Genomic DNA, 21,735 nt, shown 5'->3' with positions numbered 1-21,735 from the left:
TGACTGGTAATACATAGGTTGTAAACATAAGGCATCTTCATAAGCTGCCTGCTGTACAGCATTATGTAGAGATTTTATGCCAATGGAGAGATTGTTATGCGACAAACGAGAGGAGAGGCTTCTCCTTCTGCAGTTTCGCTTGCTTTTAAATTTGCAAGTTTAGCAGTTTTATGTGTGCTGCTTTTGCTTATGGTGATTTTGGGTTATTCTAACAGTTCAACGAAAGCAAAGGAAGTCACTGTCACAACTAACGGACAGCTTCGAGATGAGAAGGAAAGCCTTAAGCTGAAAAACGATTCCCCCGATCTGCTGATAAAACATCTGCAGACAAAGCAGGACATGGGAGATAAAACGGTTTACTTAACCTTCGATGACGGCCCGTCAGCCTTTACAAACCGCTTGCTCGATGTGCTGAAAAGCGCTGATGTAAAAGCGACGTTTTTTATGCTGTCACCGCGGATGAACGAATTCAAACAAGCTGTGAAAAGAGCAGAAAAGGAAGGCCACGCACTCGGTTTACATGGCGTTACCCACAATAACAGATTGTTCTATCAAACACCGACATCTCCGCTAAAAGAAATGCAGCAGGCGCGTGACACGCTGCAGGACATTACAGGATATAAAACCGCTCTTGTCAGAACGCCCTACGGAAGCAAACCGTCACTAACCCCCTCACAAATCCGCAATCTTGAGAAAGACGGTTTTGTATACTGGGATTGGACGATTGACAGCATGGACTGGAAATACCGAAATTCAAAGTATGTGACGGCCGTGTTAGAGCAGCTTGAAAATATGGAACACAGCTCTTCAGGCCTCCCGAATGTGATTCTCATGCATGATCTTCCCGCTACCGTAAACGCGCTGCCGGTACTAATCAATAAATTAAAAGAAAAAGGCTATTCCTTCGGAGTGTTAGAGGACACAATGGTTCCTGTTCATGAATAAAAAAGTGAGGCGCATAAGGCGGCTCACTTTTTTATGCCCAAACTTCGGGCAAACTCGCCGATTTTTTGATGGATGACCATGTCAAACAAGCTGTCACAATACGTTGGTTCAAGGTTTATGATGACTTTCTTCATGCCGGGAATCAGACTTGCATCCTCAGGCACAAATCTAGCCGGAGCCACTTCGAGAGACGTGCCGATAACCAATAAAAGATCTGCTTGATCCAGCTTTTCATAAAGGGTGTCAAAGTGCATGACGGCGTCGCCAAAGAGAACAACATCGGTTTTTAATACCGTTCCGCAAATGTCCCCATTGTTTCCGGCCGCCGTGCACTCCGGCACCTCCCGCTCCAGCAAATGGGGAAGATCATATCGGGCGCCGCATGCCGGACAAGCTGCTGTCTGGATAGAACCATGCAGTTCGTATACATGCCTGCTCCCCGCTTTTTTATGAAGACCGTCAATGTTTTGCGTGAAAATATCGACCTGCTTCCCTTGCTTCTCCAGCTCAGCTAAAAGCAAGTGTCCTTCATTCGGTTCAAAGCTGCCGCTCATTTTCATCTGGAACAATTCTTTGAATTTGGGCCAAAACAGACGCGGATGACTTAAAAAATAATCAAGGCTCATCGCTTCCATTCTTGAGGCATCTTCCGTCCAAATGCCCCCTGCTGAACGAAAGTCGGGAATCCCTGATTCTGTGCTCATTCCCGCTCCGGTCAGCACAACAATTCGCTGTGCTTCATGTAGAATACTTTTGAATGCTTCCAACTCAACACCGCCTTTTTCTCTTATTTTACCATGAAAAAGACTCCGCCTCTGTCAGACGAAGTCTCTCTTTTAAGCCCGTTCCTTTTCCTCTTTATTTAGATTCACCTGGAATGGGTCGCTTTCGTGCTTTTGCTTGACAACAACCATTTGGCCGGGATATGCAAACTGGACACCTTCTGCACCTAAAATCTCAATAATTTTATAGTTGATATCCTCTCTAATATTAAGGTTTTCAGCCCAAACTGTCGTTTTTGTATAGAAGTTAAAAAATAAATTGTAGTAGCTGTCGGCAAACGTATCGAAGTTGACCATGATTGTTTCATTATCAACGCCCTCATGCTCTAAGAGCATTGTTCTGAGAGAATGAATGGAGCGTTCAAGATTCTCAATCGGCGTAGCGTAGGACACATGGATGGAAAACGTAATCTGGCGTTTGGTCATTCTTGTCCAGTTCGTGATCGCTTCCATCGACAGCGTAGAGTTCGGCACCGTTACAAGCGCCCCCTGTGCTGTTCTGAATCTCGTGCTCCTAAAGGTAATATCCTCGACTGATCCTGTTACTGTCGACGTCTCCACCCAGTCACCAATTGTAAACGGCTTTTCAGTAATAATAATAATACCGCCGAAGAAGTTGCTGATGGTATCCTTCGCGGCAAGCGCAAAAGCCAGTCCGCCAAGACCAAGGCCCGCTACAAATCCGTTGACATCATAATTGAATTCCTGAGCGATCACACTGACACTGAGCGCAATGATCACAAAACGGAGCAATTTGGATAAAAACGGGGCCAGAATGTCATCCATGTCAAGCTCAAAGCGCTGATTCACCTTATGGAAGATAAACGACGATGTTGCGGTCAAATTACAAAGACCCCAGCACAAGAGCGCCACAATCAGTGAGCGGTATATTTTGCTGATGACCGGCATTTGCGCATCTAAAAACGGTGAATACCGGATCGCTAAAAACAGCCCAAGGGCAACAAAAAAACATCTGGCCGGTTTATCAAACGCCAGAACCACCTGTTTAAAAATTTCTGTTTTCGGCCGGTTTGTCAAATTAAAAAGCAGGTTAAAGAAATATCTTGTGAATAATTTTCTAAGTATAAGAAACACCAGCAAAATCGCCAAGCTGATGCCGATTTGAATGATGATATCAAGCGTAAAATACTGCTGCAGATAATCCGGCATGACTGTCTCCCCTCTATCCCAATCAATTGTTTATTATACTAAAATATTCGTAAGGATGTTCATTTAAATGTCTTTTGCAGCACAAAACCCCGGCGAAACGCCGGGGTCATTTCTCAATTCATCTATCAGCCAGATTCAATAGGGACAGTCACTTACCTTTTTTCGTTTGTGTCTGATCAAGGAGAGTTGCTTTTTGCATTTCAGCATCCGTTTCGGCTTTAATTCTTTCCTCCACTCTGATTCTCCCTTTTCCCATGATCTCGCCTCCTTTTTTGCTATTATAAAGGATCATATTTTGTTGTGAACATGTCGAAAGACCTAATTTTCTGACGAAATGTGTTCTGATACGCTGAGTGTCTTTTTTTAGTTATACGCATTCCTCAGCCCGGACCATTCCGATATGGCAGAAAAAATTCACCAGTTTGTATCGCGGTGCATATATGGATTTGATACAATAACAGAAATGCCCATACGAGGAGCTGACTTAGCTTGTACATCATTGCCCATCGCGGAGCATCCGGCTACGCTCCGGAAAATACGATTGCCGCATTTGACCTTGCGGTGAAAATGAATGCAGATATGATCGAACTGGATGTCCAGCTTACAAAAGACAGGCAGATTGTTGTGATACACGATGACAGGGTTGACCGAACAACAAACGGATCGGGCTTTGTTAAGGATTTTACCTTGGAGGAATTGCAAAAACTCGATGCAGGAAGCTGGTACGGTCCCGCTTTTCAAGGAGAGCGTATTCCGACCCTGGAAGCGGTGCTCAAGCGCTACCACAAAAAAATCGGCCTTTTAATTGAACTAAAAGGCCATCCGTCTCAAGTCGGAATTGAAGAAGAGGTGGGACAGCTATTAGGGCAATTTTCTTTTTCTATCAATAATATTGTTCAATCCTTTCAGTTCCGCTCCGTCCAAAGGTTCCGCGAGCTTTATCCTTCGATTCCGACAGCGGTCATTACAAGGCCCAACTTTGGCATGCTGTCCAGAAATCAGATGAAGGCCTTCCGCTCTTTTGCAAACTATGTCAATATAAAATACACACGGCTCAACCGTCTGATGATCGGCTCCGTCCATAAAAATGGCTTAAACATATTTGCATGGACTGTCAACAATCAAAAGACAGCGGCAAAATTACAAGCCATGGGCGTGGACGGCATCGTTACAGATTACCCGGATTTCATCATAAAGGATGGCAAACATGAAAATATATAGCACGGTTTTTATCGGAGGCGCGCTTGGCGCCTGCCTCCGATACGGATTAAACTTATGGATACACACCGGTCAGTTCCCGGCGGCAACCTGGCTGGAAAATGCGGCAGGCAGCCTTCTATTAGGCATTTTGACCGGATTTTTTATGATCGGGGCAAAACGGCCTCTGCTGTCGGCTTTTTTAGGCACCGGCTTTTGCGGAGGCTTCACAACAATGTCCACGTTTTCTAAGGAAACGGTGATGCTTTTGCAAGGACAACCCTCATTGGCTCTTTTATATGTGGCAGCCTCATTGATATCAGGGATCATATTTGCACTGATTGGTGTTTTTGCGGGACGGCGCATAGCAGGCATTCAGCAAAGAAAGGGGCTGCAGGAAAGATGACACTAGCGGGTATTTTCATAGGGGGCGGACTTGGCGCAATGCTTCGGTTCTGGCTTGGCAATGTCATAACCGCCAAAACCAAAGGTCTGAGCCTGCCCATTGGCATACTGACAGTCAATATTCTCGGAGCTCTCGGGCTCGGAATATTTACAGGACTTCACGTTGCAAATACTTCGGTCTCGCTTATCATCGGCACGGGGTTTTTTGGCGCCTTTACGACCTTTTCCACCTTCAGCGTTGAAAGTATTCAACTCCTTATGGCCAAACGTGTAATAGAAAGCATCTTGTACATCGCCCTGACACTTTGCGGATCGCTTTTGACATTTTGGTGCGGCTGGACAATCACAATGTAAAAAAACCTTGAGCTTATTTCTCGCTCAAGGTTGCACTGTTCAGCATCACAGGCTCAGGCAGCGGCAGCTTGTGGTGCGCCGTAATCCCGGTTGTGTTGCCGGCTTCTTCTTTTATATCGATTTGCTTGATTAATCGGCCGTCCATCTTCAGCACCTTTATCGTATATGAACCGATGCGAATGGATTCACCAGCCTCAATATCGATGTTTTCTTTTAATATCAGCCCGCCGATCGTATCGACGTCTTCTTGAATCGATGCGCCAAGAAGGCTGTTCACCTGATCGATCCGAACCTTTCCATCCATCACATAATGGCCGTCGCCAAGCTTTTGGATCAGCGGCTGTTCATCTTCATCAAATTCATCTCTGATCTCTCCGACAATTTCCTCAAGAATATCCTCTGTCGTCACAAGTCCCGAGGTTCCTCCGTATTCATCCGACAATATAGCCATATGAATGCGCTCGCGCTGCATTTTAATCAGCAAGTCATGAACCGGGATCGTTTCAATCACTTCGATGACCGGCCTCACATACGGATGGATCGTCATCTTCATTCGTTCTTCTTCTGTCATAAACAGCAAATCAGAAAACAAATGCTTCGTATTGACCAAACCGATCACACTGTCTTTGTCTCCATCTGTGACTGGCCAGCGCGTGTATTTTTCCTTCAGCATGACTTCAAGCATCTCGGCCATCGTCATCTCAGTTGACACAGCAGCCATTTCCTTCCGCGGTATCATAATTTCTTTGGCGATCCGATTATCAAATTCAAAAATCTTATTCACATATTTATATTCAGACGGATTAATCTCTCCGTTTTTTAAACTCTCAGATAACAGCATCCTGAGTTCTTCCTCAGAATGGGAACCATCATGTTCTGACGCAGGCTTCAAACCGAACATCCCGCATAAAAGCCGCGCCGATCCATTGAGGATCCAAATAAACGGAAACAGGAGCAAATAGAATAAACGCAAAGGGCCCGCTATCAGTAAAGTCAGCTGTTCTGCCTTTTGAATCGCGACCGTTTTCGGGGCCAGTTCACCTACAACAACGTGCAGGAACGTGATCAAGCCGTACGCGACTGCAAAAGAGGCTGCATGTGAAACCGAGTCCGGCAAGCCGAGCGGTTCAAACAGTGGATGCAGCAGCCGTTCAAAGGCCGGCTCACCCAGTACGCCAAGCCCGATTGATGTCAATGTAATGCCCAGCTGGGATGCGGATAAATATTCATCCAAATCTGTAATGACACGCCTTGCGAGTATCGCCCGTTTGTTTCCTTCTGTGATAAGCTGATCTATTCTGGATCTCCTCACTCTAACAATCGCAAACTCGCTTGCAACGAAAAACGCGGTTAAAGCAATGAGCACGCCAATTAAAATCAGACTGTCAATATCGTCCATTTAACCCTATCCTCTCAACAAAGGATAAGGAGTCACCTCCTGATATAATCATTTTTCCTTAACATTGAGGTACGCGGTGTATTGTTGCCTAAGCAGAGGGCCCCATCATACCACCTCCAAAAGTCAAAGTTTGATTATAAATTGTATATTTTATTGTAACACAACTCATTCCAAAAATGATTTTTAATTTTTAGACTTTTATCATGAAGAAAGCCTTAACTGCATGCCTGCTTGTTAATTCTGCGCCTGTCTGGATTGGAAGAGGAAGGATTTTGCGGATATAAAAAGAAAACAGCCTTGAAAACTGTTTTCTTTTCTTTGCCTTCTTAAGCAAAATCTTTATATAAAGAAATGAAAATGTCCCGTGAGTTTTTAATCTGCTCGATCGGCACACTGAAGGATAATCGGAAATGCCCGCTCATTCCAAAACCGCTGCTCGGCACAATTAATAATTTGTATTTTTGGGCGGCATGCACGCAAAATGCAACTTCATCTTCAATCGGCGATTTCGGAAAAACAAAGAAACCTCCCTTTGGCATTTCAAATTCAAAACCGGCTTCTTTTAAAATGTCTACCATTAAATCCCGGCGCTCTTTATAAGCGCTCGCGTCTACTCTTAAATCATCCATTCGTGCCACAGCCCGCTGCATCATGACAGGGGCATTCACAAATCCAAGCGTTCGATTACAATACACAAAAGCGTTGATCAAAAGGTCCGCATCCGGCATTCGGCTGTCCAATCCGATATACCCGAGCCGCTCTCCGGCTATGCCGAGATCTTTACTGAATGAGCTGGCCAATATCACACGATGGTACGATTGAAACGGATTTGCTAGCTCTTCATCATAGATTAATTGACTGTACGGTTCATCAAACAGCACATAAATCGTCTGGCCGCTCTTCTCTTCTATTTCTTTTAATAAAGCGCCTAAATCGTCTATATTTTTCTGGCTGAGAACAGTGCCTGTGGGGTTATGCGGTGTATTGAGAATCAGCCCTTTCGTCTGTGGAGTGATCGATTGCCTTACCGCTTCAATGTCGATCTCAAACCGGCTTGTCAACGGGCAGCTGACGGCCTTTCCCCCGTAGTTCTCAATATACAACTTATATTCGGCAAAATAAGGTGCGAGAATAATGACCTCTTCCCCAGGGTTTACGATGCTTTTTAACGCAACATTCAAAGCGCCTCCCGCACCCACCGTCATGACGATACGCTCCGCTGAGAAATCAGCTTCAAAACGTGACCCCAGAAATTGCGCGACTTTTTCTCTCGCTGCAGGAAGCCCTTGATTTTGTATGTATCCGTGGCTGCCTTTTTCAGCTTCCTCTATTAACGCTCTCTTAAAAGCTTCAGGCGGTTCAACAATCGGGTTGCCGAGTGAAAAATCAAATACCTGGTCTTCCCCGAACTCCTTCTTCAGCCTTGCACCTTCATCAAACAGCTTGCGAATCCATGATCCTTTATTTAAATTTTCTTCAACTTCCCGGGATAACCCAGCCAATTTCATCTGTCCCTTCCGCATATAAAAATTTGAAAATTCTATCTTCCTATGTTACTTCAATCAGATGATGAATTCCACAACTTCCAATTCCGGTCTAAAAAAAACAATAAACTTGTGCAAGACACCGTTCATATATTAAACTATTCTCATAACTATAACGTGATGGTTGGGAGGGATATAGATGGGGCTGAGACTTATCGCATCAGTGAACTAGCGGCACTCGCCGGAGTAACGAAACGGACAGTTGATTATTATACGAATCTCGGTCTGCTTACGCCGGCCAGATCCTGTTCAAATTACCGTTACTACGACGAAAATGCACTCAAACGACTTATATTTATTGTAGATTGCAAGAAGCAGCGATTGGCCCTGTCCGATATTAAAGATCGACTGGAGAACCAGTTTCCCTCTTCAGCTAAACTTGATGATGAAATTGGAAATCTGGCATTAGAAATTGATCATATGAATCAAAACATCTCCGGAATCTTGCATCGGTTTGAACGGCTGAAGCCCGAGGATCGTGACAAGCTGAAAAGCAAACTCCCGCCTGAAAAGCTCGCCGTGTTCCAATCATTTATGCTGCTGTTAAGTTAAAACCATTTTATCTAACAGGAGGTGTTACCTTCATTCTCATTGCTAGAGTGAAGGTTCTAATTGGACATAGTGAATTTGATTTTAGTTGCTGTTTTAATCGCCCTGACGGCATTTTTCGTGGCATCTGAGTTTGCCATTATCAGAATCAGAGGCTCACGGATCGATCAGCTGATCGCGGAAGGAAATAAAGCAGCAATAGCCGTAAAAAAAGTGACCACGCATCTTGATGAATATTTATCTGCGTGTCAGCTCGGAATTACATTGACTTCCATCGGATTAGGGGTTTTAGGTGAATCAACGATTGAAAGGCTGCTTCACCCGCTTTTCGTCCAAATGAACGTTCCAGGTTCCCTTTCACATGTCATATCGTTTATTTTTGCGTATGCCATTATCACGTTCTTACACGTTGTTGTCGGAGAACTTGCACCTAAAACAGTCGCTATCCAAAAGGCGGAAGCAGTGTCTATGCTGTTTGCGAAACCGCTGATTTGGTTTTACCGCATCGCGTTCCCATTCATTTGGCTTTTGAACAATTCCGCACGGTTATTGACCAAAGCATTTGGCCTGGAGACCGTTTCAGAAAACGAACTGGCTCACTCAGAAGAAGAGCTGCGAATCATTTTGTCTGAAAGCTATAAAAGCGGTGAAATCAACCAATCAGAGTTTAAATATGTGAATAAAATCTTTGAATTTGACGACAGGCTCGCGAAAGAAATTATGATTCCGCGGACCGAAATTGTCAGCCTTCCGCATGATATCAAGATTTCTGAAATGATGGACATCATTCAGATTGAAAAATATACCCGCTACCCTGTGGAAGAGGGCGATAAAGATAACATTATCGGGGTTATTAACATTAAAGAAGTGCTGACCGCCTGCATCAGCGGTGAGGTATCTGTTGATTCCACCATTTCTCAATTCGTCAACCCTATCATTCATGTCATTGAATCTGCGCCGATCCAAGACCTGCTTGTCAAAATGCAAAAAGAGAGGGTCCACATGGCCATTTTGTCTGATGAATACGGCGGTACTGCCGGGCTTGTGACGGTTGAGGACATCATTGAGGAAATTGTCGGTGAAATCCGCGACGAATTTGATATTGATGAAATTAGCGAAATCCGCAAAATCGGCGAAGGCCATTATATTCTTGACGGAAAAGTCTTAATTGACCAAGTAAACGACCTGCTGGGCATTCATTTAGAGAACGAAGAAGTCGACACAATCGGCGGCTGGTTCCTTACTCAAAAATACGATGTTGAAAAAGATGATTCCATCATCGAAGAGGGCTGCGAATTCATCATTAATGAAATTGACGGCCACCACGTCGCATATATTGAAGTGAAAAAGCTTCAAGAAGAAGAACTTCTGGAGACAGCTAACCAGCAGGAAGCATAATAAGAAAAGCACCTTGTATAAGGTGCTTTTCTTATTTTCACAGTTCAGGGCAATCTCTCAGAACGCCTTATAGCTGATCAAGTTTATTCTCTAGTTCTTTAATCCGCTGATTCAAAGCCTCTGTCATTGCTGCAAGTCTTTCCTTTGAAGGCAGGTGGGCAAAATCAGCCTGGTGAAGAGGCTCACCGATAATCAGCTTCATTTTTCCTTTTTTGAATAATTCTTTTCCGCTTGAAGGGCCCTGATATGCAGCGGGGACAAGCGGTGCTTTCCCCATTTGCGCAATCGTCACCGCACCTCTTTTCAAAGGCACATCCTCAGAGGTTCTTGTTCCGCTTGGGAAGATACCGACGATCTCTCCTTCTTTCAGCAGCTTAATCGGCGTTTTAATACTGCTTGGCCCGGGATTTTCCCGATCTACCGGAAAGGCATGAATTTTCTTCAGAAACGAACCGATCCATTTATTTTGAAAAAGCTCTTTTTTCGCCATGTAGTGTATTTGATAAGGAAGAATCCCGACTCCGAGTGTAATCACATCAACCCAGCCGGAATGTGTACACGCGATGACAAAACCTGAATCGGCCGGAAGGTTTTCTTTGTTATACACCTTCACTCCTCCGCGAAGAGAAAGAATAACTTTTAAAGCATTTGCACAAAACTTATACATATCGCACTTCCTTTGTCGTAATCAATGATTCTTTCTGTCATCTATTATAACAACATTTTTTATTACCTGGTACTAATTTTTAAGATTTCTCCCGTTAAAACGCCAAAAAGCTGAGGATTCGCCCTCAGCTTTTGTTATATTTCCTCTCTGGTCGGCGGGGCCATAAACTCCGGTCCGACAGGGTCTGATATCGTATTTTCCAATATAGTATTGATATCTTTCTGATCTTCACTGTTCAGCGTCCAGCCTGTAATCTCAGATAGGGCCTCAAGCTGCCCAGGCTTTCTTGCTCCCCAAAGAGCGATATCCGCTCCCGGCTGATCTAAGATCCATCTGACAGCCAAGTGAATCACTGATTTTCCATAACGTGTCTTCGCCAGCTTATCCAATTGATTCACAGCAGAAAGATACTCTTTAAAGCGGGGCTTCTGGAATTTTGGATCGTGATTACACAGATCATCGCCCTCAAATGTATATTCTTCAGTCATTTTGCCTGTTAACAGCCCTCTGCATAAACTGCCGTATAATAATGTTGTTATCTTGTTATCTTTCGCATAAGGAAGGACACTCTCTTCCATCTCTCTTTCAAACAGATTATATGGAGGCTGAATCGTATGGAGAGGTGCGACGGCGCGAAATGTATCCATTTGCTCAATTGAAAAATTGCTGACGCCAATCGCCCGGATTTTTCCCGCATCATATAATTCCTTCATGACTTCAGCCGTTTCTTCAATTGGCACAAGCGGATCGGGCCAATGCACCTGATAAAGATCAATATAGTCTGTTTGAAGCCGCTTCAAAGAATTCTCAACTTCCTCTACAATTCTCGCTCTGTTCGCATGGCGGAACAGCTGGTTGTTCTTCCAGTCCAGAGCCGTTTTCGTTGCGAGAATCACCTGGTCTCTTTTGCCGTACTCTTTGATTGCCTTTCCGACGATTTCCTCGGACTGCCCGAAGCCGTAAGCCGGCGCGGTGTCAATCAGTGTAATCCCCTGATCAAGAGCGGCGCGGATTGTTTCAATCGATGTTTTTTCGTCAGTGCCTCCCCACATCGTTCCGCCAATGGCCCATGTGCCGAGGCCGATTCTGGAGGCTTCTATTCCTGTATCTGCTATACTGGTATATTCCATTGTGCCACTCCTTCACTTTTTCACTATCTTTTCCCCTCTGGAAAAAATGTTAAACATTTCTCCGCACTATCTTTTGCGGCCATTTTTGGGTACTATATAGTAATGGTGTTTGATTAGGTATAAAAAAGCCGTTTGCATGTAATGTGCAACTTTAAACCTTTCTTATGCGTGTATAACATAGAGGGGAGAAAAGGCAGTGACGATCGATGAAATTTACCAAATGTACATGAATGATGTTTACAGGTTCCTGCTCTCCATGACAAAAGACAAGCATCTTGCTGAAGACTTGCTGCAGGAAACCTTTATGCGGGCATACATACACATTCACTCCTATGATCACAGCAAAGTAAAGCCCTGGCTTTTTCAAGTGGCGCGAAACGCCTTCATTGATTACGTCAGAAAGCATAAGAAAGAAGTAACCATTTCTGATGACTTAATCGGAAGCCTCTTTCAAAATGCTGTTCAAAGTCCTGCCCATCAGGTAGAGATAAAGGAAGTGCTGACTGGTTATATGTCCGAGCTCCCCGATAATTATCGGGAGGCCTTAACGCTATATTATTTAAAAGAGTTAAACTACAAAGAAGCATCCCATATTATGAATATTTCAGAGGCGAATTTTAAAAGTGTTTTATTTCGTGCCAGACAGCGGCTGAAAGCACTTTATAATAGAGGTGTTAATGATGAATGAAGAATTTAAAAAGCGTTTTGATCAATATAAAAATGGGGAAATGAGCGACCAGGAAATGACTGCATTTGAGGAAGAACTTGAGAAGCTCGAAGTATATCAGGAACTGATTGACAGCGAACTAGAGGACGATAACGATTGGGATCTCAGCATCAGTCCTGAAAAACAAAAAGCGATTTTAGCCTACGGCAAACGCAAGTCTTATTTGCGAATTTCTGTGCTTGCCGTCATTTCGACATTGATGATTTTGCCGCTTTGTACGCTGGGAAGCTACCTCTATTACGGAATGGGTGGGAAACACAGCACCGGCAATGAGTTTATGGAAACTGCCGCAGTCACTGTAGCCCTGACCATGCCGAATGTTCTTGTTGATACTTCCGGACTGAAAAGCCAAGTGAAGCTATTTGGAATGAATACGGAATTCCCGCTGCAAAAGCAGATTGGCACGAAGACGGCTGCCGTAGGGAATGAACGGGTTGAAATGTTTTATAACAAAGTAAAAGCGCCGGCAGTAAACTACTATGACTTAGAAGTGAATAAAACCGGACATTACTTTACACATCCTTCAAACAAGTCTGAACAAACGACCGCAAAAGCAGAAAAAACGTTAAGCACATTGCCTGAAGGAACGGTATCAGAGGTCTACCTTTCATATGACCGTGCATATCCGACAAAAGACGTGTATAACAAATTCAAAGGCTATGATGTGAGCTTTTTGTGGAACGCAATCGAAACAGAGAAAAACACAAATAAGACAGCTTCCACAGAACCTCTTGGCTATCCTGGAAAGGATTCAAAGTTCTTGGCCGCCCTTAATACAAAAGGCAAGTCGAATGGCGATCAGTTTATCAACGCCCTAAAATTCATGTCCAAACACGAAAAATGGGCTCAGGTCATTTCAAAACGGAAAGACCTGAATGTAGATAACCGATTAGATTATGTAGAGAAAAACGGTGTCAATGTATACGGTTCGGTCGTTACAGGGCCAACCAAGGAAATCCAGCGCATGCTGAAAAATAAATCTGTAAAATCAGCGAATGTCGGCGAGGTGGAATTATGGAACTGGTAAGAATTTTTAAAGAACACAATGTATTCGGCTGGATCTCTGTCGGGACAGCGGTTCTGTCCCTGCTGTTGCTGAATTTGGCCATTATCAGCAACGTCACGTTTTATTCCTATCAAATGCTTCCGTTCGCCATGGCTGCCGTTCCGTTCGGCGTTGTTGAACTCTTCATCAAGAGAGGGCGCACAGGTCCAGGCCTGCTCGGCGTCATCCTTAATCTCTTTGTGATTATTTGTGTGTATACCATTGTATCTGTAGATACGAATTTACAGTTTGGCTTTTAAAAAAGACGCCTTTTCAGGCGTCTTTTTTTCGTTATACCGGTTTTCGGAACAAATAACTTTCTATAGTAAAACCCATTTTATCTGTATAAAATCGATGTGCGTCTTTACGCTGAAGGCCAGATGAAAGACTGACAAAACCAAGTCCGGCTTTTCTCGCCCAGTCTGAGGCATAATCCAAAAGCATTTTGCCGTATCCCTTTGATCGGCAAGGTGCCGTTGTAACAAGATCCGCAATCCACAAGTGCTCTCCTTTATGAATGGAAACTCTCGGCAGAGCCCCGCACAGCGCTCTGATTGCTGTATTTTCATATAAGGCAAACAGCATATACGATTCTTTCTGCACACAGGCTTCAAGCCTTTGTAAATACGTCTCTATATCCAGTTCTGTTCTCAATTCACTCATAATCGGATACGACTCAGCCCATTCTTCTTTCGAGGTTAATTGTTTCATATGGATCATCTTCTCAATCCCCTTTCCTTTCGTTACAATGATCATAGCTAATAAATGGCATTTGCCAAATAGCCAATCTCAGAAAAAATGACCATGCCAGATAAAAAGGAGACACGAGATGGATATCACGCCGTTTCTTGATAAAAAGAGCAAAACACCGCTGTATGAGCAGCTTTATACCTTTTTTAAACAAGAAATTTCACATGCGCGAATCACAAAGGGAACAAGACTTCCGTCAAAACGCAGGCTCTCCGGCTTGCTCGATGTCAGCACGGCAACTATAGAACGAGCTTACGAGCAATTAACTGCTGAGGGCTATGTCAAAAGCAAGCCAAAAATCGGCTGGTTCGCGGCGGAAGTAGAACCAGGCTTCCCGACAGCCCCTGACCATTTTCATCAGTCTGCACAGCCGGGATTACTTGAAAAGAACGCACCTGCTATTGACTTCCATCAGGGCAGCGTTGATCCGACCCTCTTTCCCTTTAACGCATGGAGAAAAAGCATAGTAAAAAGTCTTGAGCGCTATTCCGGATTGTTTCACACCTCTGGCGACCCTCAAGGAGAATACGAACTCAGACACATGATTGCCCGATTCGTCAGGCTGTCTCGGGGAGTAAATTGCGAGCCCGGCCAGATTATCATCGGCGCAGGAACCACCGTGCTTCTGCAAATTCTTTGCCTTTCGCTAAAGCCAGGTACAAAAATCGGTTTTGAAGAACCAGGCTTTCACCGTTCAAGAAGGATGTTTGAAGCAAATCACATGGATGTCACTCCGATTTGTTCTGATGCAGAAGGCGTCCTGCCGGATGAGCTCTACCGTCAGAATCCTTATCTCATGTATACGACTCCTTCGCATCAGTTTCCGATTGGGACCATTATGACGATTACCCGCAGACAGGAGCTGCTGGCATGGGCGGCAGAAACAAATTCATTCATTATAGAAGATGATTACGATGGAGAATTTCGCTACAGCGGCCATCCCATTCCGTCTTTACAGGGTCTTGATCCGAATGGCAGAGTCATATATCTGGGCACTTTTTCAAAGTCACTTCTGCCTTCCTTGCGGCTCAGCTTCATGATTGTGCCCCCTGAACTCATGGAACCGATCAAAAGCAATGCTCAGTTAATGAAGCAGACCGTTTCTGCCCACTCGCAATTGGCACTGGCAGACTTCATCGAAACCGGAGAGTGGCAGAAACACATAAATAGAATGAGAAGCTTATACCGAAAAAAACACGCTATCCTGTTAGAAGCCATCCGCTCTGAACTGGGTAACACCGTTGAGATTCTCGGTAAGAACTCGGGGCTTCACATCCTGCTGCGCCTTTTGTTTCCAGCAAGTGAGGAAGAAGCAATACAAGCAGCCGCAGACCACGGTGTAACCCTCTATCCCGTGTCTCCCTCATATATAGAACAGACGCCTTTTACTTCTGTCTTAATCGGTTATGGCGGTTTGTCAGAAGAGGATATCAGGCTCGGCATCCAAAAACTGAAAACGGCATGGGCACCGTTGATATCATCTTATTAAATAAAAAACAGGCCCCGGAAACGGAGCCTGTTTTTTAAAATGATAAAATTCCGATTAAATTTAAGAACACGATAATAATGGCAAGCGGCACGATAAAACGAAGCAAATAAAACCATGAGTAAAAGAATGCTTTACCTGCATTTGATCCATTTCGCATTTCAGCCAAGAGTTCGCTTTTCGAAATTTTCAGCGGGATAAATAGAGAAATTAACAGAGCGCCTGAAGGCATCAAAACATTGCTGACGGTAAAATCGGCAATATCAAAAAACGTTTTGCCAAATAGGTGCACATCACTCAAAACGCCATAAGACAAGCAGCATGGGATTCCGACCAAAAAGATCAAAAGCCCGCTCGTCCATGACAGTTTTTTTCTCTTCTTTTCGTCCCCTTTTCCGATTGTGGCAACGATAATTTCAACCATCGAAAATGCTGAGGTTAAGGCTGCAAATAAAAATGCAACGAGAAAGCCGATAAAAAACAACGTGCCGAACGGAAGCTGTTCAAAAACGGCCGGAAGCACTGTAAACAGCAATGTCGGTCCTTCATTTGGCTGAAAACCGAATGAGAAAACCGCCGGAAAAATAGCCAAACCTGCCAAGAGTGTCACAATGATATTCATCAAGACAATGGAGGCTGCCGAACGAGGGATATTTTGTGTTTTCGGCAAATAGGAGCTGTAGGTCACCATCACCGAAACCCCCAGTGTTAACGTAAAGAAGGCCTGTCCCAGCGCGAATAGTATGGATTCCGGAGTCAAATCGCCGAAATGAGGCACAAGCAGAAACTTTACGCCTTCCATTGCACCATTAAGCGTAAGAGACCGAAGAACGAGCAGAATAAACAATAAAAACAAAATCGGCATCATCACCGCGCTTACCCGTTCAATCCCTTTTTGAACCCCTCTTGCGACAACGAGTACAGTAAGTGCCATAAAGACAAGCTGAGCCGCGAGCGTCTGCACCGGATTTTGGATAATAGAAGCAAAAAGAGCGCCATACTGTGCTTGAGAAAGCCCGGACAGTGATCCTGACGCTGTTTTCACGATATACAGCAAAATCCATCCCCCGATTACACTGTAAAACGACAGCACTAAGAAACACGCGGCTACGCCGATCCACCCCGTAAGAAACCAAGCTGATCGCGGCGCTTCTTTTTTATATGCATCAATGGCATTCGTCTGGTTCCGTCTTCCAAAAATAAATTCCCCCACCAAAAGCGGATAGCCTAAGAGGATGGTAAATAACACGAAGATAAGAAAAAAGGCTCCTCCCCCATTGGTCCCCGCTACGTAAGGGAACTTCCAAATCGCGCCCAAGCCGATAGCCGAGCCGGCGGCTGCCATGACGAAACCGATTTTCGAAGCCCATTGGACTGGTTTTTGCTCAGACAATAAACGTCACTTCCTTTCCAGCCTATATTATCTCTTATTTTTGTCTTCATTTCTATAGATTCATTTGCCAAGAACAGAAAAGAGAGCGGCCTGTATGGCCGCTCTCTTTATCAAAAGGTTATTGATTTAATTTTGAATGCTTTCTTGAATACAGAAAATAGATTACCAAGCCGATTAACAGCCACACTAGGAAGCGGACAATCGTCACCCATCCCAGATTTAAAATCAAGAACAGGCAGAACAGAATCGCCAGGCCTGGGATCACGGGAACTCCCGGGCATTTAAAAGCTCTCGGAAGATCAGGCTGTTTCTTTCTCAAAACGATAACTGCCACAGAAATCAGGACAAATGCCGACAACGTCCCGATGTTTACCAGCTTTGCAAGTTCATCCAGCGGAACAAGTGAGCCGAGAAGCGCCGACATCGTTCCGAAAAACCAAGTGGCTACATAAGGTGTTTTGTGCTTTGGATGCACTTTAGAAAGTGAGCCCGGCACAAGTCCGTCACGCGACATGGCAAACATGACGCGTGTCTGCCCGTAAAGCATCACGAGCATAACTGTTGTCATTCCCAACACGGCGCCAATATCAATGATGCCAGCCACCCAGTTTTGTCCTGCGCTTTGAAGAACTAGAGAAACCGGATGATCCACACCCGCAAATTGAGCAAACGGGATAACCCCAGTCATGATCGCTGATACGGTGACATATAAAATCGTGCAGACCAGTAAAGAGAAAATAATGCCTTTAGGCAGATCTTTCGCAGGATTTTTCGTCTCTTCCGCAGCAGAGGATACAGCGTCAAATCCGATAAAAGCAAAGAATACGAGCGCCGCTGCACTGAATACGCCGCCAAAGCCCATTGGCATAAACGGCTGCCAGTTGTGCGGCTTCACGTAAACGGCTGCCACCGCGATAAACAGCAGAACAACCAGTATCTTCAAGATAACCATGATATTGTTGACTCTTTTTGATTCTTTGATGCCTAAATAAAGCAAATATGTGATCGCCATTACAATGACGAATGCAGGAAGATTAAACAGGGTAAAGGTGCCTTTCACTGCGCCCGGTGCCGCTGTTAAAGCAACCGGAAGATGAATGCCAAGCCCTGATAAAAACGATTGGAAATAACCAGACCAGCCGACCGACACTGCACTTACCGCCAGCATGTATTCTAAAATTAAATCCCACCCGATAATAAAGGCCATAAGCTCTCCCAATGTCGCATAAGTGAATGTATACACCGAACCTGAAACAGGCACACTTGACGCAAATTCCGCGTAAGACAGGGCGGCGAATAAACAAGCCAACGCCGCCACAACAAATGAAATCGTCAGCCCGGGACCGGCCGTGACTGCGCCTGTTCCCGTCAGAACAAAAATCCCTGTGCCAATAATGGCGCCGATTCCAAGCAACGTTAAATCAAATGCCCCTAATTCTCTTTTTAAAGACTTTTCCCCGCTCGTCGCAGCGATTAAATCCTGAATGCTTTTCTTCCTAAAAACGCTCCCTTTCATTCCCCTTCAACTCCCGATCATCTATTTTTATATATTTTATTTGAATTTTCTGAATTCATGAGTAACAATGGTCATTTTTCTTTTTTTCTACTATATTTGTACTGGTCGCGAATCATTCCTTTCTCCTACTCAATATTATATATAAAATTGCAAAAATGAAAACAAAATTGTTAGAAAAATCGACAAATTTTTTATTTTGAAATTTTTCACCACACAAAAAAACCAGCTCTGGAGCTGGTTTTTCGTTGATCACGTTGAAATAAAACGGCCGCCATTCACATGAATGGTCTGCCCTGTCATATAGGAAGATTCGTCAGACGCCAGCAGAACATAGGCGCCTGCATGCTCAACCGGCTGTCCCGGTCTTCCCATTGGGGTATCCAAGCCGTGCTGTTTCACTTTTTCCTCAGGGAATGTCGCCGGAATAAGCGGTGTCCAAATCGGACCGGGCGCCACCGCATTCACTCTGATGCCTTTATCTGCAAGCGACTTCGCCATGGAACGCGTAAAGGAAACAATCGCACCCTTTGTGCTGGAATAATCAATTAACGCCGTATCCCCTTCATAAGCGGTAATCGATGTCGTATTAATAATGGCACACCCCTCTTGCAGGTGAGGCAAAGCTTTCTTCGTCATATGAAACATGGAAAAAATATTTGTGCGAAAGGTTTTTTCCAGCTGTTCTGTTGAAATATTGAGAATGCTGTCCTGGGGATGCTGTTCAGCGGCGTTGTTCACTAAGATATCGAGTTTACCAAAATGGTCGACTGTTTGCTGCACAGCTTGTTCACAATGGTTCTCGTCCCCGACATCTCCCGGGATAAGCAGGCAGCGGACATTCTCCTTTTCGATCCGTTTACGTGTTTCCTCTGCGTCCGAATGCTCGTCTAAGTATAGAATGGAGATATCAGCCCCCTCTTTAGCAAAGGCAATAGCTGCTGCTCTCCCTATTCCGCTGTCGCCTCCAGTAATGATCGCAACTTTTCCTTTCAGTTTTCCGCTTCCTCTATAATCCTCGTCCTCTGACAGCGGCAGCGGATTCATTTTTGACTCAATGCCCGGCTGTCTGTCCTGATGCTGCGGTTCTTGTCCTTCTGTTTGTCTATCCATTGGGTTCACATTCATCACTCCTAGACATGTGGTTGATACTGAACGTTACCACATGAAAGAAATGAATAAACGCCAAAATATGTTATGAAAGAACTTCCTCGGGAATGGCACCGGTATATTTCGCTGACGGGCGGAAAATCATGTTGTTTTCTGCCTGTTCCAGCACATGGGCGCACCACCCTACCATTCGGCTTGCTGAAAAGGTCGGAGTAAACAATTCATCGTCAAAATCGATGGCCTTCATCACTGCAGCCGCGTAAAATTCAACATTTGTGTACAGCTTTCGTCCCGGTTTGTAGATTTCTAGCAAACGAATCGCTTCTGCTTCTACATGCAGCGCAAGATCAAGATCACGGTCATTGCCGGCCACCTCTTCTGCTTTCTGTCTCAAAGCTTCTGCCCGCGGGTCTTTTGTTTTGTACACCCTGTGGCCGAATCCCATCAAGCGCTCTCCTTTTTCGAGTTTTTCTTTCAGATATGCTTCAGCATGTTCCTTTTCTCCAATGTCTTCAAGCATTTTTGTCACCGCAGAAGGAGCACCTCCGTGCAGCGGACCTTTCATCGTACCGAGAGCAGCCGTGACGGCTGACACTAAATCACTCTCTGTAGATAACGTGACTCGTGCCGAAAAAGTCGATGCGTTCATGCCGTGCTCCATGGCCAGAATCATATAGGTTTCAAGCGCTTTCTTTTTTGCCTCTGAAGGCTGTTCACCTGTGAGCATATAATAGTAGTTTTCGACATGTCCGTACTGGGAAGAAGGTGCAATTGCTTGTTCACCGCGCGTCCATCTTTTTCTGTATGCAATGATGGAAGGCGTGATTGCAATCAGCCGGATTGCTTCCTCTGTTTTCGGATGGAATGTGTACGTATTCTCCCCCAATGCTGAAACAACCGTTCTCAGCACCGACATATCGTCCATGTTGTTTGGCAGTGATTGAATCAAGCGCTCAATATGTTCCGGAAGATTCCGTTCCGCAGCCAGCTTATCTTTAAATACCTGCAATTCTTCAGTTGAAGGCAGTTTTCCAAATAAAATCAAATAAGCCGCTTCTTCAAAGCTGTGATTCAGTGCGATGTCTTTTGCATGATGTCCTCTGTAAATCAGACGCCCTTTTTCACCATCAATATGGCTGATGGATGTTTCCACACATGTAATTCCCTTTAATCCGTAATGTACCATTTGTATTCCCCCTATCCTTTTCTGTTATTATAGTAAATATAATATTTAAAAAATAATGAATATTTTAAAGGGAATTAATTAAAAATATTAATCAGAGGGAGAATAGAAATGGATTTCAAATGGCTTCACACCTTTGTGACCGCTGCAAAATATGAGAACTTCCGAAAAACAGCGGAAACGCTTTTCTTATCTCAGCCCACTGTGACCGTACATATCAAGCAATTAGAAAAAGAAATCAGCTGCAAGCTGTTCGAGCGTAAAGGCAGGCAAATCCAGCTGACTGATGAAGGCAGGGCGTATTTGCCGTATGCGCTCAGGCTTCTTGATGATTATGAAAACAGCATGGCAGAGCTTCACAGAGTGAGACAAGGCTACTCTCAAACCTTACAGCTCGCGGTTTCTCCGCTTATTGCAGATACTGTGCTTCCTTCTGTCATGAAACGGTACACAGCAATGAATACGGAAACAGAAATGGCGGTTACGATTTTCGAATCAGCGGAAATCGCGTCACTGATTAAAGCCGGGGAAGCAGATATCGGACTAAGCTGTTTAAAGGTACAGTCTTCTTCTTTAAGCTGCCACTGCTTATACAAAGACCCTGTCGTCCTTGTTGCCCCGCCCGATAAGCGTTTCATAGAAGACAACGAAATTGATGCCAAAGAGGTGCTCGAACAATACCTGCTTTTGACCCATAATCATCCTGATTACTGGGACGACTTGCTCCGTCAAGTCAGAATGACATTTCCATTTGTGAGAACAATGAAGGTCACTCAAACACATATAACGAAACGGTTTATCAAGGAAGGACTCGGAGTTTCATTTCTGCCTTTATCTACAGTAAAGCGTGAGTTAGCAGAGAAACAGATGATCAGAATTCCTTATCAGTCTGTACAGCTGCCCTATGCCGGCGCTTACGCGATTGCCCTTTATGAAAATAAGAAAGAAAAAAAATTCTTGGATTTTTTATCACATTTTCATTTTTAGA

The 21,735-nt window shown here is 44.4% G+C and carries 23 protein-coding genes; 11 read left to right on the top strand and 12 right to left on the bottom strand.

The window, feature by feature from the left end; genetic code table 11:
• The first annotated feature begins 96 nt into the window (after nt 1–96).
• Complete coding sequence (locus tag KXZ66_RS05225; protein ID WP_041851028.1) at nt 97–945, top strand: polysaccharide deacetylase family protein; 849 nt, start codon at nt 97–99, stop codon at nt 943–945.
• A 23-nt stretch (nt 946–968) separates the two neighbouring features.
• Here KXZ66_RS05225 and srtN read toward each other — a convergent pair whose 3' ends face one another.
• The 3 genes from srtN to KXZ66_RS05210 all read right to left on the bottom strand — a co-directional run bounded on the left by srtN (nt 969) and on the right by KXZ66_RS05210 (nt 3,153).
• A complete protein-coding gene (gene srtN / locus KXZ66_RS05220; RefSeq protein ID WP_014476294.1) occupies nt 969–1,712 on the bottom strand; it encodes a sirtuin NAD-dependent deacetylase in 744 nt (247 codons plus the stop codon).
• A 69-nt stretch (nt 1,713–1,781) separates the two neighbouring features.
• Nucleotides 1,782–2,897, bottom strand: coding sequence for a small-conductance mechanosensitive channel protein MscY (gene mscY / locus KXZ66_RS05215; RefSeq protein ID WP_151870312.1), 1,116 nt, complete (start codon nt 2,895–2,897; stop codon nt 1,782–1,784).
• A gap of 148 nt (nt 2,898–3,045) precedes the next feature.
• Nucleotides 3,046–3,153: a YhdX family protein gene (locus KXZ66_RS05210; RefSeq protein WP_009966908.1), complete on the bottom strand. Its 108-nt coding sequence runs from the start codon at nt 3,151–3,153 to the stop codon at nt 3,046–3,048.
• Nucleotides 3,154–3,386: 233 nt separating this feature from the next.
• Between KXZ66_RS05210 and KXZ66_RS05205 the strand changes: the two genes are divergently transcribed.
• The 3 genes from KXZ66_RS05205 to crcB are packed head-to-tail and all read left to right on the top strand — an operon-like array spanning nt 3,387 to nt 4,853.
• Nucleotides 3,387–4,118 (top strand): glycerophosphodiester phosphodiesterase, encoded by a 732-nt coding sequence (locus tag KXZ66_RS05205; protein ID WP_014479309.1) that lies wholly within the window; start codon nt 3,387–3,389, stop codon nt 4,116–4,118.
• Entirely contained in the window at nt 4,105–4,500 is a 396-nt protein-coding gene (locus KXZ66_RS05200; RefSeq protein ID WP_015715584.1) for a fluoride efflux transporter FluC, read from the top strand. The genes KXZ66_RS05205 and KXZ66_RS05200 overlap by 14 nt, the downstream gene beginning before the upstream one ends.
• Entirely contained in the window at nt 4,497–4,853 is a 357-nt protein-coding gene (gene crcB, locus KXZ66_RS05195) for a fluoride efflux transporter CrcB (RefSeq protein ID WP_151870313.1), read from the top strand. Before KXZ66_RS05200 ends, crcB begins: the two co-directional genes overlap by 4 nt.
• 13 nt (nt 4,854–4,866) lie before the next feature.
• Here crcB and KXZ66_RS05190 read toward each other — a convergent pair whose 3' ends face one another.
• Both KXZ66_RS05190 and KXZ66_RS05185 read right to left on the bottom strand, forming a co-directional pair.
• On the bottom strand, nt 4,867–6,252 hold the full coding sequence (locus KXZ66_RS05190; RefSeq protein ID WP_003233322.1) for a hemolysin family protein: 1,386 nt from the start codon (nt 6,250–6,252) through the stop codon (nt 4,867–4,869).
• A gap of 326 nt (nt 6,253–6,578) precedes the next feature.
• Nucleotides 6,579–7,760: a pyridoxal phosphate-dependent aminotransferase gene (locus KXZ66_RS05185; RefSeq protein ID WP_015383213.1), complete on the bottom strand. Its 1,182-nt coding sequence runs from the start codon at nt 7,758–7,760 to the stop codon at nt 6,579–6,581.
• A gap of 156 nt (nt 7,761–7,916) precedes the next feature.
• On the opposite strand from KXZ66_RS05185, the gene cueR reads away from it, so the two are divergent.
• Both cueR and KXZ66_RS05175 read left to right on the top strand, forming a co-directional pair.
• On the top strand, nt 7,917–8,348 hold the full coding sequence (cueR, locus tag KXZ66_RS05180) for a Cu(I)-responsive transcriptional regulator (RefSeq protein WP_010886460.1): 432 nt from the start codon (nt 7,917–7,919) through the stop codon (nt 8,346–8,348).
• A 60-nt stretch (nt 8,349–8,408) separates the two neighbouring features.
• Nucleotides 8,409–9,743 (top strand): hemolysin family protein, encoded by a 1,335-nt coding sequence (locus tag KXZ66_RS05175; RefSeq protein ID WP_009966903.1) that lies wholly within the window; start codon nt 8,409–8,411, stop codon nt 9,741–9,743.
• Nucleotides 9,744–9,810: 67 nt separating this feature from the next.
• Here the strand turns inward: KXZ66_RS05175 and KXZ66_RS05170 are convergent, their stop codons facing one another.
• Together KXZ66_RS05170 and akrN are read right to left on the bottom strand one after the other, a co-directional pair.
• Nucleotides 9,811–10,410 (bottom strand): 1-acylglycerol-3-phosphate O-acyltransferase, encoded by a 600-nt coding sequence (locus tag KXZ66_RS05170; RefSeq protein ID WP_003233335.1) that lies wholly within the window; start codon nt 10,408–10,410, stop codon nt 9,811–9,813.
• Between the two features lie 134 nt (nt 10,411–10,544).
• Nucleotides 10,545–11,540, bottom strand: coding sequence for an aldo/keto reductase AkrN (gene akrN, locus KXZ66_RS05165; RefSeq protein ID WP_151870314.1), 996 nt, complete (start codon nt 11,538–11,540; stop codon nt 10,545–10,547).
• A 196-nt stretch (nt 11,541–11,736) separates the two neighbouring features.
• On the opposite strand from akrN, the gene sigM reads away from it, so the two are divergent.
• The 3 genes from sigM to KXZ66_RS05150 are packed head-to-tail and all read left to right on the top strand — an operon-like array spanning nt 11,737 to nt 13,572.
• Nucleotides 11,737–12,228: an RNA polymerase sigma factor SigM gene (sigM, locus tag KXZ66_RS05160; RefSeq protein ID WP_003224177.1), complete on the top strand. Its 492-nt coding sequence runs from the start codon at nt 11,737–11,739 to the stop codon at nt 12,226–12,228.
• The gene (locus KXZ66_RS05155) at nt 12,218–13,294 is read left to right on the top strand and encodes an anti-sigma factor (RefSeq protein WP_010886459.1); all 1,077 of its coding nucleotides are present in this window, start codon (nt 12,218–12,220) and stop codon (nt 13,292–13,294) included. Before sigM ends, KXZ66_RS05155 begins: the two co-directional genes overlap by 11 nt.
• Nucleotides 13,282–13,572: an anti-sigma-M factor gene (locus tag KXZ66_RS05150; protein ID WP_003233341.1), complete on the top strand. Its 291-nt coding sequence runs from the start codon at nt 13,282–13,284 to the stop codon at nt 13,570–13,572. The genes KXZ66_RS05155 and KXZ66_RS05150 overlap by 13 nt, the downstream gene beginning before the upstream one ends.
• Nucleotides 13,573–13,603: 31 nt before the next feature.
• On the opposite strand, the gene KXZ66_RS05145 is transcribed toward KXZ66_RS05150, so the two are convergent.
• Nucleotides 13,604–14,032 carry a GNAT family N-acetyltransferase gene (locus KXZ66_RS05145; protein ID WP_009966899.1) on the bottom strand — a complete coding sequence of 143 codons (429 nt, stop codon included), beginning with the start codon at nt 14,030–14,032 and terminating at the stop codon, nt 13,604–13,606.
• Between the two features lie 109 nt (nt 14,033–14,141).
• On the opposite strand from KXZ66_RS05145, the gene KXZ66_RS05140 reads away from it, so the two are divergent.
• Nucleotides 14,142–15,551: a MocR-like pyridoxine biosynthesis transcription factor PdxR gene (locus KXZ66_RS05140; RefSeq protein WP_151870315.1), complete on the top strand. Its 1,410-nt coding sequence runs from the start codon at nt 14,142–14,144 to the stop codon at nt 15,549–15,551.
• 34 nt (nt 15,552–15,585) lie between these two features.
• Here KXZ66_RS05140 and KXZ66_RS05135 read toward each other — a convergent pair whose 3' ends face one another.
• From KXZ66_RS05135 to citA, 4 genes are all read right to left on the bottom strand, one after another.
• Nucleotides 15,586–16,941 (bottom strand): sodium-dependent transporter, encoded by a 1,356-nt coding sequence (locus KXZ66_RS05135; protein WP_151870316.1) that lies wholly within the window; start codon nt 16,939–16,941, stop codon nt 15,586–15,588.
• A gap of 118 nt (nt 16,942–17,059) precedes the next feature.
• Nucleotides 17,060–18,457 carry a branched-chain amino acid transporter BcaP gene (bcaP, locus tag KXZ66_RS05130; RefSeq protein ID WP_003245791.1) on the bottom strand — a complete coding sequence of 466 codons (1,398 nt, stop codon included), beginning with the start codon at nt 18,455–18,457 and terminating at the stop codon, nt 17,060–17,062.
• Between the two features lie 249 nt (nt 18,458–18,706).
• Nucleotides 18,707–19,576 carry an SDR family oxidoreductase gene (locus KXZ66_RS05125; protein WP_003244867.1) on the bottom strand — a complete coding sequence of 290 codons (870 nt, stop codon included), beginning with the start codon at nt 19,574–19,576 and terminating at the stop codon, nt 18,707–18,709.
• A gap of 73 nt (nt 19,577–19,649) precedes the next feature.
• Complete coding sequence (citA, locus tag KXZ66_RS05120; protein WP_015715577.1) at nt 19,650–20,750, bottom strand: citrate synthase CitA; 1,101 nt, start codon at nt 20,748–20,750, stop codon at nt 19,650–19,652.
• Between the two features lie 108 nt (nt 20,751–20,858).
• Between citA and citR the strand changes: the two genes are divergently transcribed.
• Complete coding sequence (gene citR, locus KXZ66_RS05115; RefSeq protein WP_003233357.1) at nt 20,859–21,734, top strand: transcriptional regulator CitR; 876 nt, start codon at nt 20,859–20,861, stop codon at nt 21,732–21,734.
• The last annotated feature ends 1 nt before the right edge of the window (nt 21,735 follow it).

Origin of the sequence: Bacillus sp. LJBS17, assembly GCF_019334685.1 — a bacterium.
Taxonomy (GTDB): Bacteria; Bacillota; Bacilli; order Bacillales; family Bacillaceae; genus Bacillus; species Bacillus subtilis.
Note: the sequence above shows the minus strand (reverse complement) of the source record. Positions and strands in the feature narration are given on the sequence as shown.

Bases quoted from the DNA above. Each gene is read 5' to 3' on its own strand.
- KXZ66_RS05225 (WP_041851028.1), top strand. From the start codon at position 97: ATGCGACAAACGAGAGGAGAGGCTTCTCCTTCTGCAGTTTCGCTTGCT.
- mscY (WP_151870312.1), bottom strand. From the start codon at position 2,897: ATGCCGGATTATCTGCAGCAGTATTTTACGCTTGATATCATCATTCAA.
- KXZ66_RS05210 (WP_009966908.1), bottom strand. From the start codon at position 3,153: ATGGGAAAAGGGAGAATCAGAGTGGAGGAAAGAATTAAAGCCGAAACG.
- KXZ66_RS05200 (WP_015715584.1), top strand. From the start codon at position 4,105: ATGAAAATATATAGCACGGTTTTTATCGGAGGCGCGCTTGGCGCCTGC.
- crcB (WP_151870313.1), top strand. From the start codon at position 4,497: ATGACACTAGCGGGTATTTTCATAGGGGGCGGACTTGGCGCAATGCTT.
- KXZ66_RS05190 (WP_003233322.1), bottom strand. From the start codon at position 6,252: ATGGACGATATTGACAGTCTGATTTTAATTGGCGTGCTCATTGCTTTA.
- KXZ66_RS05185 (WP_015383213.1), bottom strand. From the start codon at position 7,760: ATGAAATTGGCTGGGTTATCCCGGGAAGTTGAAGAAAATTTAAATAAA.
- cueR (WP_010886460.1), top strand. From the start codon at position 7,917: ATGGTTGGGAGGGATATAGATGGGGCTGAGACTTATCGCATCAGTGAA.
- KXZ66_RS05170 (WP_003233335.1), bottom strand. From the start codon at position 10,410: ATGTATAAGTTTTGTGCAAATGCTTTAAAAGTTATTCTTTCTCTTCGC.
- akrN (WP_151870314.1), bottom strand. From the start codon at position 11,540: ATGGAATATACCAGTATAGCAGATACAGGAATAGAAGCCTCCAGAATC.
- KXZ66_RS05155 (WP_010886459.1), top strand. From the start codon at position 12,218: ATGATGAATGAAGAATTTAAAAAGCGTTTTGATCAATATAAAAATGGG.
- KXZ66_RS05150 (WP_003233341.1), top strand. From the start codon at position 13,282: ATGGAACTGGTAAGAATTTTTAAAGAACACAATGTATTCGGCTGGATC.
- KXZ66_RS05145 (WP_009966899.1), bottom strand. From the start codon at position 14,032: ATGATCCATATGAAACAATTAACCTCGAAAGAAGAATGGGCTGAGTCG.
- KXZ66_RS05140 (WP_151870315.1), top strand. From the start codon at position 14,142: ATGGATATCACGCCGTTTCTTGATAAAAAGAGCAAAACACCGCTGTAT.
- bcaP (WP_003245791.1), bottom strand. From the start codon at position 18,457: ATGAAAGGGAGCGTTTTTAGGAAGAAAAGCATTCAGGATTTAATCGCT.
- citA (WP_015715577.1), bottom strand. From the start codon at position 20,750: ATGGTACATTACGGATTAAAGGGAATTACATGTGTGGAAACATCCATC.
- citR (WP_003233357.1), top strand. From the start codon at position 20,859: ATGGATTTCAAATGGCTTCACACCTTTGTGACCGCTGCAAAATATGAG.